This window comes from Arenicella sp. 4NH20-0111, from assembly GCF_040366405.1.
Lineage (GTDB): Bacteria > Pseudomonadota > Gammaproteobacteria > Arenicellales > Arenicellaceae > Arenicella.
This window is the reverse complement of record NZ_BAABWF010000011.1, coordinates 12,519-23,866: the sequence shown is the minus strand read 5'-3', so window position 1 is coordinate 23,866 and position 11,348 is coordinate 12,519. Positions and strand designations below refer to the sequence as shown.

Annotated in this window: 10 protein-coding genes; 4 read left to right on the top strand and 6 right to left on the bottom strand. The window is 42.1% G+C overall.

All coding sequences use genetic code 11. The features are described 5' to 3' along the window. Window positions 1–107: 107 nt before the first annotated feature. Window positions 108–224, top strand: coding sequence for an IS66 family transposase (locus ABWW54_RS17660; RefSeq protein ID WP_353414194.1), 117 nt, complete (start codon window positions 108–110; stop codon window positions 222–224). Between the two features lie 485 nt (window positions 225–709). Here the strand turns inward: ABWW54_RS17660 and ABWW54_RS17655 are convergent, their stop codons facing one another. Together ABWW54_RS17655 and ABWW54_RS17650 are read right to left on the bottom strand one after the other, a co-directional pair. Continuing rightward, window positions 710–2,146 carry an amidohydrolase family protein gene (locus ABWW54_RS17655; protein ID WP_353414192.1) on the bottom strand — a complete coding sequence of 479 codons (1,437 nt, stop codon included), beginning with the start codon at window positions 2,144–2,146 and terminating at the stop codon, window positions 710–712. 17 nt (window positions 2,147–2,163) lie between these two features. Continuing rightward, window positions 2,164–3,972, bottom strand: a complete 1,809-nt coding sequence (locus tag ABWW54_RS17650) for a hypothetical protein (RefSeq protein WP_353414190.1) — start codon at window positions 3,970–3,972, stop codon at window positions 2,164–2,166. 229 nt (window positions 3,973–4,201) lie between these two features. Here ABWW54_RS17650 and ABWW54_RS17645 point away from each other — a divergent pair, with 229 nt between their 5' ends. Then, the gene (locus ABWW54_RS17645) at window positions 4,202–6,148 is read left to right on the top strand and encodes a winged helix-turn-helix domain-containing protein (protein WP_353414188.1); all 1,947 of its coding nucleotides are present in this window, start codon (window positions 4,202–4,204) and stop codon (window positions 6,146–6,148) included. Window positions 6,149–6,666: 518 nt separating this feature from the next. On the opposite strand, the gene ABWW54_RS17640 is transcribed toward ABWW54_RS17645, so the two are convergent. Next, window positions 6,667–7,275 (bottom strand): ComEC/Rec2 family competence protein, encoded by a 609-nt coding sequence (locus tag ABWW54_RS17640; RefSeq protein WP_353414186.1) that lies wholly within the window; start codon window positions 7,273–7,275, stop codon window positions 6,667–6,669. A gap of 432 nt (window positions 7,276–7,707) precedes the next feature. On the opposite strand from ABWW54_RS17640, the gene ABWW54_RS17635 reads away from it, so the two are divergent. After that, window positions 7,708–8,382 carry a hypothetical protein gene (locus ABWW54_RS17635; protein ID WP_353414184.1) on the top strand — a complete coding sequence of 225 codons (675 nt, stop codon included), beginning with the start codon at window positions 7,708–7,710 and terminating at the stop codon, window positions 8,380–8,382. Window positions 8,383–8,407: 25 nt separating this feature from the next. Here the strand turns inward: ABWW54_RS17635 and ABWW54_RS17630 are convergent, their stop codons facing one another. Both ABWW54_RS17630 and ABWW54_RS17625 read right to left on the bottom strand, forming a co-directional pair. Continuing rightward, window positions 8,408–9,031, bottom strand: coding sequence for a hypothetical protein (locus ABWW54_RS17630; RefSeq protein ID WP_353414182.1), 624 nt, complete (start codon window positions 9,029–9,031; stop codon window positions 8,408–8,410). A gap of 254 nt (window positions 9,032–9,285) precedes the next feature. Then, the gene (locus ABWW54_RS17625; RefSeq protein ID WP_353414181.1) at window positions 9,286–9,888 is read right to left on the bottom strand and encodes a hypothetical protein; all 603 of its coding nucleotides are present in this window, start codon (window positions 9,886–9,888) and stop codon (window positions 9,286–9,288) included. Window positions 9,889–9,977: 89 nt separating this feature from the next. On the opposite strand from ABWW54_RS17625, the gene ABWW54_RS17620 reads away from it, so the two are divergent. Continuing rightward, window positions 9,978–10,205 (top strand): helix-turn-helix transcriptional regulator, encoded by a 228-nt coding sequence (locus ABWW54_RS17620; RefSeq protein WP_353414179.1) that lies wholly within the window; start codon window positions 9,978–9,980, stop codon window positions 10,203–10,205. A gap of 47 nt (window positions 10,206–10,252) precedes the next feature. Here the strand turns inward: ABWW54_RS17620 and ABWW54_RS17615 are convergent, their stop codons facing one another. Then, window positions 10,253–11,026, bottom strand: coding sequence for a hypothetical protein (locus tag ABWW54_RS17615; RefSeq protein ID WP_353414177.1), 774 nt, complete (start codon window positions 11,024–11,026; stop codon window positions 10,253–10,255). Window positions 11,027–11,348 lie beyond the last annotated feature (322 nt).

The window sequence follows — 11,348 nt, the reverse complement described above, 5'->3', positions numbered from 1 at the left end:
AATGTTTGCGAGCATGGGAATAGCATCGATATGTGATATCGAGCGCAAGACTCTTTATATGGTTGTCAACATAGTTGAAGAAAGGTATGTTTTAGAAGAGGATACCTGTGTATCGCCAAAACGCGATTCCAAGCTGTTTAGGCATCGATATTGACCGCACGACGTTGGCTAACTGGATGATCCTCTGTGGCGAGTTTATACAATCACTGATCACCTACTTTTAAGAGCAGATGTTTATTCATATGAACGAAAAGCCCGTGCAAGCGCACAACCCTCCGACAAAAATCCTATTAGTGGGTTCGGTACACTGGGCCACTCATCCAACATTATACGTAGTTTGTACTTCCTTTATATAATATATGCATCAATAACCAATTTTATTTAAACTCAGAACAATACGAATCTTTTTTTGTTTAGAATTGGCCATCACCGTTTTCTATTAGGTTAACGATGAACAAATCAATATACACTGGTCCTGACGCCGTACAGGGGACAGTAAACCTCAAATACGACAATTGAGGTTTACGAATTAGGAATGCTTATTCCTCTCTATCCTGTTTGGCTCTCCCCGGCCAAAAAGGTTGCTCGGTCAAGATCTAAACCTTTAGTACGCTCGATATGTCGCAGGCCGGTGTTAACAAACCGAAGCAAGAATTAGTGTGTTTGATTGACTGAGCGAGATTAGGAGAAAATTGTTTCGATTTTTATGTCAGTAATTTGCTAAAGAGGCAGCTTCATTAATAAAATCATTTAGATCTTGGTCAGCATACCAGTTGGTTTGAGTAAAAACTCCTTGGACCTGCTCCGCGTGCCGAATATTGATTAAGGGATTGTTTGCTATTAGAACGAAATCGGCGATTTTTCCTTTTTCTATCGTTCCAGATTTATTCGATTCTCCCAAATAGGCAGCTACGTTTACCGTTCCAGTTTTCAGTGCTTCATAGGGTGACAAACCCGACTCAACTAAAAGTTCTAATTCTTGATGAGTCGCAAAACCCGGAACAACTGCTCCAAAAGCATCCGTGCCCAATAGTAGAGGTACCCCAGCTTCATGTAAGTCTTTAGTCAATGACATCAAGAGTTTTACATTTCGAGCGAAGTGATCTGCTATTTCTGCTTGTGTTTTTAGCCCGATGGCTGGTCCAAAGCGACCAAACATATTTCTGCGATAGCCATTTTTTTCGGGGTTCAGATTTTCTTCTACCGTGGATTTTGGGATAAATGATAGGCGTGGATCGGACTCCAAGGCTTTAAGTTTTGTATCGTTCAAGTATAGCGCGATGTACTTGTATATTGTTAACGTTGGGTCTAAGTAGATACCGGAGTCAGCGATTTTCTTGGCAAGCTCTTTTCTATAGTCTGGATTTTGCAGAAGTTGAATGTTAGCCTGGTATGCATTAATAAACTTATCTAGTGCAGCGAGAAAGTTGCCAGGTTCCGCGTCCAGTCCCATTTCTGTCACATATAAAAATTCTTCGACATGTTCTATCGAACTCATTCTAAGCGAGTACCGTAGCGGTAGTAGTCGCTGAGTATGTCCGGTGACTGGGAGCGAAAGTTGCTTTGCGCCGTCTAGTAGAGCGTTAAAAACATCGAGTTTAAGGTCATCGTGAATTTTGATAAAATCGTATTGCTCCTTGATGTGACTCTCTAGAACCGCAGCAACAGAGTCCACGTTAGGTAGTACCTCGTGTTTGAGCATCGGGCCACCAACTAGATACCGTGGCCCACGCATTTTCCCGTTGACAACGGCGTCTCGTAAAGCAATATGATCGACTTCACCATCCGCTAAACGCATATTTGCTGCAGTTGTGACCCCGTTGGCTAATAGTAAATTAAACATTGCTTTTGGGTGCATACGCATATGAACATGCATATCCGCTAGTCCAGGTATCACGTATTGATTGTTTCCATTGACTCTTTTTGTTGCTTTATAGCGGCTCGCCTCAGTCTGATTAACAACAGCCACTATTTTTCCTTCACGAACGGCAATAGCCTTACCTCTTAGAACTGCTTCCTCAGTCATGGTGATGACGTTTACGTTTTCTATAATGAAGTCGATGGTTTCCTCTGACGATTTTGAGGCAACCCCTGAGTTTGATACAAATGTTAGTAGTAGAAGTAAAAAGGATAGGCTTGGTTTCATTGTGTTTTCTTTAGCTTTCATTGTTGTTCGTTAGTTTGAATTATTTGTTGTACCGCTTCAATTAATGGATCACGCCCAGCAAAGTAGGCTTTTGAGGTCAGCGTGACAGGCACATCGGGAGCAATCCAAATTCGAGAATCTTCCGGCCACGAATGCTGGTGGAACTGCGATGACACTATTAGCCCAAACTTACTGTTAGGTAGCTGTAAGCGTCCCGATTCAGAGTATGCGTTCGGTTTAGATCCGCTTGGCTCTCCAACAAAGATCGGGTTTGCGATCCAATCTAAATCCGTAATCAAATTTTGACTGGCTGAAAAAGTATTGCGACCTATGAGGACAAAAAGTTCGCCTTTGGATGGGTCAGCATTAAATCGGATTAGCTGTCGGAGTAGAGGGGGCGTCAAATATCCGTTCCCGCCAGGCGAGTGGCGAAGGTCTAGAATAAGGTTGTGAATACTTGGCGATGATGATTCTTGTTCAATACGCTCTGCGAATTGAGAGATGCTTTCTTGTTCGTCATTGATCATTAAATTGACTTGGACGTAAAGAGCATTCAAATGTCTCAATTCCTGAGTCCAATAGTTTTTGTTTAGTTTACTGAGGTAAAGAGGTATCTTTCCGTTCTTTGGCATTGCTAGGGCAGGTGTAAAGGGTGTAAAGGGACGCCGTTTCGGTAAAATTGTCCGTTGTTCGCCGCTTGTCAAGGTAACCGTTATGGTCGCGCTCTCCGCGTCATTTACTACCCCTAAATATTCTAGGGTATAGGGTTGTGCAAAGTGACGAACCGAGTGCCATTTAGCTCCCATGTCGTTATCTCCCGGGAACGCAACTCGAATGATGTCGTAGGCGTTTTCAACAGACATATCTCCGACTAGGTCGACTTTTGCTCCTATCAAAGCATCTTCGTAAGCATCAATAATGTAAAGCCCGTCTGAAAACTGATAAAACTTCAACGCAAATGGAATAAGCCTGCCTCGCAGCCCGTCAACCGGCCAAAATATATCGTGTCCTGCTCCTAAGGCTCCGACAAACGCGGTGATTCGAGCCGTTATCTGTTCATCTGAGAGGCTGGGGATGTTCTCAATTAGCTTGTCTAGGAATTTATTCAAATGGAGTGCGCTAGAGTGGTGGTCGGGGTTTGAATGTAAGACGGCTACTTTACTGCGTAAATAGGTGATGTCACTTAGCCAGCCTTCATGTCGGCTAGTAGTCATCACGTGACTAATGCCCAATAACTGCTGGAACTCCCGTGTCGTCTTTAGAAGTTGGTATTCTGGGGCATCGATCAGCCCTGGTATGTCGTCATATCTGGCTTTTAGCCCCAATTTTAGCCATTCAAGTGCCGATTTGTTTTCACCATTTTTCGCATAGATTTTGGAGATCAAAATCATGATATCGTTTGGGTTGTAAGACGAAGAGCGTTCAGACTCCCACGGAGTAGTGCCTAGAGCGAGCGCCTCACGGTAGGCAGAGATGGCACCTTTTGTATCAACGGCCTCAGCGCGACATATTGCCAGTGCTCGCCATAAATCGCCGTCATCAGTGTATTCCAATACCAAGTCTTCCAGTTCCGGAAGAGCTTTGCTGCATTTGTGGTTTTGAGTGTCCGAACGTGCCTGTCTTGACCTCAGATAGTACTGCGCAGGCTTCTCTGGGAAGTTGGTCGTAGCTTTTCTTGCATTTGAGTCATTAGTTTCATTTACTAGTGGTTTTTCGTGAATCCAACTAATATTGTCTATTGATGAGGTCACGCACCCTGATAGAATAGTCATTGCCGTAATGAACGCTATCGCCTTAATATGTTTTGTTGAGCAGAAAATTTTCATCGTTAGTCTCTCTCAAGGTTGTTCAGAGATAGATAGAATAGTTGGTTTGTTGAGAGAAAAACCTTTGGGGTATGCGATGTTTATCGAAGGAAAGTCTGTGGAAATTATGAGGGAGAAGAATGACAGCTTTTTCGTCCTCAATAACGTAGTGTTTCTGCGTGGCGCTTAGTCAGAAAAATCTAATTTCCTTTCCAAATTGGAATAGCTTAACCACTTCTATGGCCCGTAAATGAGCGATCAACTTATACAACCAGGCTTTTCAATTGGCGAATTTGATGTGGATCCTGATCGCCATAGAATCGTTCTCAATTCAAGTGCCTTTCAAATTGAGCCTCTAGTGATGCGAGTGCTTTGCGTTCTTGCTGACGAGGCAGGTCAGGTAGTCAGTCAGGATATCCTCATAGAACGGGTTTGGGGCAGTGAATACGGTACTAGTGAGAGACTAGTTCGTGCGATTTCACTTTTAAGAAAGGTTTTCAGAGAGGTGCCGAACGGTGGTCGCTACATTGAAACGATACCCAAACGTGGATATCGTTTAACACGACGTATTAAATATATCGCAATCGATGAGGAGATTGATGATGCTTCTGACGATAAGGGACAAGTTGGTAGATTTAGATGGCTAGGCTTCGAAGCAATAGTCTCCAAGTTAGGCCCTATTGCCGTTCTGATAATAGTTTTAGTAATTTTTCTTTATCAAATCGTGGGGCCTAATGAGGATGTAGATCCGGTTACGGTTTCTATTCGGTCGTTTACTGAACTGACGCACGATGCTGATATTGAGCGGTTTTCTTCAGGTCTTAACATGGAATTACATGCTGCACTATCCGGAATAGCTAAGCTCAAGGTAATTGATTTAGACACCCCAAAACAATCTAGCCATCAAAAGGCCGACTTTGTTTTGCAAGGTACCGTCGAGCAAACAGATAAAGGTTTACGTGTAGCTGTTCAATGTGTGGACGCAGGCACTGGAGACCGACTCTGGTCAAGCATAATTTTTAAAAGAAATGGATTGAACAATATAGCGAGAAAAGATATCGCCCAGGAAATCAGTAGAGCTTTGCAAGCTCGACTAGGTGTTGGTATTGGCGTTGGTAGAGCATCTGCGCAGGATATTTCCGATGAAGCCTTTGAACACTATTTGGATGGCGTTGCCCTTTGGCCTGAGAGAGGAAACTTAAGTTCACGAAGAAAAGCTGTCAAAGCTTTTCGAATGTCTGTTTCACTGGCTCCGGACTTTGCTGATGCCTGGGCACGGTATGGCATAGCGATGGCGCTGTCCTTACCTGAAGTATCTGGAGAGTCTCGAGTTACTGCAGATTCGGAAGCTAAGCAGGCTCTCGATAGAGCGATGAGTTTGGATTCGAGCAGCGCGTACGCGCATATCGGTGTCGCAGCATTTTCCTTGCGTCGAGAGCTAGATACTACCAAAGCGAAATTTCATGCTAAGAGGGCCTTAGAAATTGCTCCAAAACTTGCAGAAGCACATTATGTGCTAGGTATTACTTTATTAGCCGAAGGTTTGCTTTCGGCCGCTCATCGTTCCCTCGACAGAGCAATTTTCTTAGATTCGAAAAATGTCATACCACTTAATTTGAAACTCATGTCTTTGGCTGGGAGCGGAAAGGTGTCAGAAGTTAAGGATCTGATTTTTGATTGTGATCGCTGCAATGATCCTAGCTACGACTATATCGTGTTTTTAACTTCAATCCAGCATGGATCGCCATTTTACATTGAGGAGGCCATACAACGCTATGTGGATAGTGCGGCAGCTTATGTAAAAGCAGGGTACTCGAACGAAGACGTATCAAGCGAAGACGAATTACGTGATATGGTCGAGATTTTTGTGCATAAAAGAGGTCGTCAGATAGGGCGGCGTGGTTGGATGAATGATGCAACTCCAACACTTATGATGGCATCAGTTCTTGCTCACCTAGGTGAATTCGACGAGGCTCGCAATATATTATTGAAGCTTAGAGATAGGTCTAGCTTTATCGAGTCTTTCGACCTAACCTCATTGGGCGGTTCTATCGCATTTCCCTCGACATTTGTAGATAGTGAGCAATATATGGAAGTTTGGCAAACGAAGGGAATGAGGCATTTAGCGAAAATCAGAGCGGCCAACAATAGAATTGAGGGACTGCCGGTTTCATTGTGGAAAACTGATAGGCGCTAACTATTAATCAAAACTGGGAGTTTAAGCATTACTCACGTATAAAATGGTGGCAGCACTCAAAATACATATTTGCCCGATATGATGTTTTTTTACGCAGTGAAAAAGTTCAAAAGTTTAGTCAGTTATTAGGTTCAGATTTAGATCTATGGTCAAAGTTGCTTTCATGATAGTTGGCTCCAATTAAAGTAAATTTAGGGTCGAAGACCAGAGCTTAAGTTCCTGAGTATCCAGCGCTTATTCCAATTGTCTTAGATTGTCACGGTAGCTTTTTTCTCTCAATGTCGATTTTAGAGTTCAATGACCTTTTCGATGACCGGGACTCTTTATCGCTCCTTAACGTAACCATCGAAGTTTCCGACCTCTAGTTCCACTAAATCTGCCTTTTAATAGCCCATGATATTTGGGATCCTAGTCAATAGCCCTCCCCTGAATCCTATGTACCCCATTGGTATTGATTGTCTCATATGTAAAACACCCATCTTCGAAGACTTTGACCGCTATGTGCCCGACGTCAAATGTCATTGGGCGTTCCATAAAATTAGGGCGTTGGCTTTTAAGAAATCAACTTCATTTAGCCCACCTTGTGTGAATGAGCTTGCTCCCCAAATCTGTTCACCGGCTGATACAATAATTAGATCGGCATTTGTTTCTCTAATGTACTCAGGGTTTATTGATCCGTGCCACTGATGGCTGCTTTGAAGAACGTTAACTTTAATGGCGTCTTCTCCAAAATAGCAGTGACCTTCATCTGCGTGTTGACTGTATAAGTCCTCTTGGAAGCAGAAACGAAATCCAGAGTACTCTAAGCGAAAAGCGAGTGAGGTAGCGTTCAAATCGAGAAAACCGTTGTTATAGCGGCCACCATGAGCATTCTGTATAGAGATTTTCGCCGCACCGAGATGCGCATCTCCTCTATTAAAAGCTGTGTCTCCCGAAGGTGTACAGCCGATATTATCTTTTATCGAGAGCGATAGGCTGTCTTTTAGAGCGCCGCCGCTAATTTCTTTATAGGCCGTGCGCAAAATCTCTTTGCCACTCCGATGATCGCTATGACGGTGAGAGGTCCAAAATTCATGCAAAGGAATCTTATTTGTAATCAAGAATGGAAGCACGGATCGCTCATTCATATCCCTTTTCCAGTATCGGCCATAATGTTAGTGCCGTCTGGAGGCTGAATTAATACTGCGAGTCCATACGCGACATTAAAGAACGTCACAGTTAATGGAGCGACTTTGCTCTTTCCTTCTGTGATCACCTCAAGTGTTACAGTTTTTTCTCTATCATCCCAGAGTTTAAGTTTAAGCTACTTCTTGTCGCTCGTATATTTTGCCTGAATCTCATTCTTTTCTATTTTGCAGGCGCTACAGAGAATGCCCAGCTGTGCCGGACTAAATGCCCACACTTTTAAAATGATTGAGTTGAGTCGCGCTGATACTAATGCCCACCAGCTAATAAACTTAACGAGAAATTAGTTGTTCAAGAGTTTGTCTGTTGTTGATTTGAATCTAATTGCCCGTTGGCACTATAGTGTCTGTATCGATTTTTTATTGAGGGCTATTGTGAAAACGCTAATATCCAATTTCAGTCTTTCCCGAGCAGATATAGACAGCTTTCCTCCTAAGCTGAGAGAAAAGTTCTCAGTACCACTTGATGAGCTTGGGTCGAAAGAAGTTCAAGTTGTGCTAATAAAAAGTAAAGACGATCTAGCTTGCAATGCCTTTAAGAAAATATTCGAGACAACGGTAAGAATATTTGATGATCGCAGCACAACACGCTCTGAGAGAAACATCGAAAGATTGGTGGATCTATTTCTAGATAGGCAACCTAGGGCCGAAGTGGATATTCAAATTGAACGCGACAATGCCGTAATGAGAGCAGACTATCTACGTCGCACTCCAGTACTCAGCGCTGCCGAGTTGTGTGGGCAATTTGTTGCAGAATTCCAGTATGACACTGCTTTAGTATCAAGTTGGAAGAAAGAGGGAAAAATCTTTGCGATCAAAGTTAACGGTGTAGAAAAATTTCCAATATTTCAGTTTTCAGAAGGCTCACCGAAACCAGTAATAGAGAAGATCCTTAAGATTCTACCCAATGAAATGAGTGCCTGGCAAATAGCGCTCTGGTTCGACTCACCTAATAGTTGGCTTGATGAAATGAGCCCTATAGAGTCGTTAAATGATCATGATGGAGTTCTAGATGCAGCTCGCCAAGAAGGCGAAGGCATAGTTGGCTAATGTTTTTGGCGTTACGTACGCAATGCTAATTTTGGTCTACCATGAAAGCTGATATTTGATCGTTCATTTCAATTTCGTTCAGATCATCATACGCAACTCGCTTTCCTTGCGAACCTTGAAGGAGTTCTTTGCCGACTCCCTGGCCACTATGTGGATTGTCCGTCGCTAGTCTAAGTGAGTACCCCTGTGGCATGCTCACAATAAACGATGATGCCTGATCGTTCATTGTTGGACCAACAGGAATCCATTTTCCTATATTTTCATCTTTAATAACAAAGTCTTTTGAAAAACCGGTTCTATGGCTATTACTGAAGAATGTTATTGATCCAATATCCTCGCTTTCTAATGGTGTTAGCGGAGTTACACTGGTTTCAACCTGGTTCGCCTTAATTTCTTCTAGCAGACTTTGGATAGCCTTGATTTCGTTTTCATTATTGACAAATCTATCTGTAATTTCTGTATCAGTTAATTTCTTTTCAGAAATATTATTACTTGGAACTATCTGCCCTCCGACAGTGCCAAACTTTTTGCCCAAATTAATCGGCGTTTTGGGGTAAATAAATGCCGTGAACAAAATGTAGATTAAGACGATGCAGAGTAGACTAATCGCCCAACTGGGAAGTTTTGACAAAACTCCTTTAGAATCCATGAATTGACCTTTTTCGATGTTCTTAATAATGCCTTTTTGAGTATCTCAGAGGTCTCAAAATATTTCAAACAAGGCTTTAGATAACAGCTCATACGAAATAAATGAGCTACTGTTCCTTCCATTACTCACCTGCTTGATATCTCGAGTATTTTACAGCCGTTGTTAGAATTGCCTGCCCGTTGACTCTACTGATCCACTTTAGGGCTTTACGGTTGCGAAAATTAGATGCCAATGTGGATGTAAATTATAGATATTTAAAATGGCTCTATGTGTTCTTGAAGCAGCTGGTACTCAGTATTGTTTTGGCTAAACTTTTGGGTCTGCTCCAGAAACACTTTGGAAGATTTCACGAGCTCTCTGTAAGTTCTACGTCTTTTCAAGAACGTAAATGGAGCCACCACTGGCGCTAGGAATATGGAGCAGTAACCAACTGTCAAACCACCAATTAATCCGCCGAGTCCTCCAACCCCAGAACTGCTGAAGGTCGAGCGCACGACGCGAATTGGCATGAGAATAATCCATAAAAATAACTTTGGGTACCGTGGTGTTTTTTTCAGTTCCTCGATAAGTGCGGTGAAGTGTATTCTTTCCTCGTTTTTAGTTTTGAGCAAGATCATCTCATTAATCGGTTCAGCCAGAGAATATACGGAGTATTCCATAAACGAGGCAATGGCAACGCTTGCTGAGGTGCCAGGGACTAGCCCTGCATTGATTTGATCGTGGACATAGATGTCTCTAAATTGGATCAATTGATTGTTAACTTTCAGCTCTATATAGCTATAGAGCGTGTAATCATCCATTGGTTTTCTAGCTTCACCCAGAACATTGATCTGAGCATTTCCATGAAATTGAATCATATTTTCTTCGAATAGCAATTTTTCCGTAGAAGTATATTGCCCTATATATGGGGTGTCTATATTTAAGGCACATAAATATATTCTGGTGGATGAAGACTAAGTCGCCAGAATTGGTTTTATTGGGTAAGAATATTCGCAGATATCGCGAGAAAGCCGGGTTCTCGCAAGATAATTTTGCTTATGAAGTTGGTTTAGGGAGAAGTTACTACGGGAGTTTGGAACGCGGAGAAATTAATGCCTCTTTTTTGACGCTGGTCAAAATTGTCAGGGCATTGGATATTGAATTGAAGGATATTATTCCGCAGATATCTGGATAGTCTAGAAAATCATTTCAAATTCCATTTATGCTGAGATTGCTCGGCAGTTAATCGAGTTCAAGCAGTTCAGTGTGGAGTTGGCGATCTTGAGTCTCTTCAATCATACAATATGGTCCATATACGTCGAGGATTCGAGTGCTTGGTAGATGTTGTTTCGTGTTTGAACTATTGGAGGCCTGTGTCAGTTTCTTGATAAAGACTTGGTTTTCTAGCTTGGAATTATTCGGATCTAAAGACTCACTTATTGCGTTTAAGCCATAAGTACAACACCAAAAAAGAAGTTCAAGTTTGGCCTCCTTGTTGTTGGCATCAAGATTTAAGTTTTCAGTCATCGACAAAATGCTCGCAAATTTGTCATCAATTTGCTTTTTGTCAGTTACGAATCTCGGTGAAACGAGCTGACCATACATCGAATACGAAAGGAAGTCGTTTACAGGGAGTGGTTCATTTCGATTGATAAATGAAAAGTAGATTGTCGGATAAAGCTTATGGGCTACGGTTTTAAAAGGTTCAAAGTGTGCTAGACGAAAAAAAAGCCAATGAGCAAACCACTTGGCGTAAACGTATATATCCCAGCGTTTCAGAATTTCCATCTCTCTTATGACCATTAAGAGGCACGCCAGAGCATCTAGGCTGTTGTCTCGTCCGATATAGTATAGAGGCTTGGCGTTTTTCCACTTTCGACGCAAAATCAAGTTTTCTGTCTGGACCTTTTCAAAAACTTTAGATTGAATACTAGAGTTTAGCTCCTTCATCTTTTTGATGATGGTTTCTTGGTTCGATGATGGGTTTTTAAGGATGAACCAAAGTGGATGTTTCAATATTTTGGCTTTTCCAGAGAATCGACTTTCGACTTTTTCAAGTAAAGGTGAGTCTTCAGAAATGGAGCACGCCCCTCTCGCATATTTACTAAGTATTCTTGAAGTGTCGCCTTAATACTCCTCATCACATCGATAAAGAAGCCTATGTAGTTCTCCATTACTTATCTCTGAAATGCCTTTCAGTTCAGTGAACAAGAGTTGTGTCGCAATCCTTCTTAATTGCCAGATTGATGGTGGATTTGCGTTTGTCGTCCTGATATTAATTTTTAGTCCTATTTTTGTTATAAACGCCCTAAAATCGGTAAGTGGCTGATAATAATAG